Origin of the sequence: Methylophaga sp. UBA1464 (genome assembly GCF_002325665.1) — a bacterium.
GTDB lineage: Bacteria > Pseudomonadota > Gammaproteobacteria > Nitrosococcales > Methylophagaceae > Methylophaga.
Window position 1 is genome coordinate 24204 of sequence record NZ_DCSO01000065.1, and the last position, 404, is coordinate 24607.

Sequence of the window (404 nt, forward strand, 5' to 3'; positions counted from 1 at the left end):
ACGTCCTACTAATGGCCACAGAATAGTCAGCCAAGTCGCCAGAGCAATAATAATGGCAATAAAGACCGCCAGAGAACCATAATCCTTCGCTCGACCAGACAGCTGATGGTGTTCGGTGCTGATGCGATCAACGGTACATTCAATCGCCGAGTTCAGTGCTTCAACCATCACCACAAGCAATAAAACCGTGATCATGGCCAGTCGTTCAACTGGTGATACATCGAAAAAGAAACTTCCAATACCCGCAGTTAATAACAGCAGAAAGGCTTGTCGAAAAGCCGTTTCATAACGCAGTGCGGCGAAAAGCCCCTGCATTGAATAACCAAAAGCATAAAACAGCCGTTTGCATCCAGTTTGTTTTTCCACAAAATTGCCCCATTACTCAAAATGAGGCTAATGCTACG

At 45.5% G+C, this 404-nt stretch carries 1 protein-coding gene; it reads right to left on the reverse strand.

All coding sequences use genetic code 11. The features are described 5' to 3' along the window. A partial coding sequence (locus tag B3O33_RS07985) for a diacylglycerol kinase (protein ID WP_292363356.1) occupies positions 1–366 on the reverse strand: 366 nt, incomplete at its 3' end. Positions 367–404 lie beyond the last annotated feature (38 nt).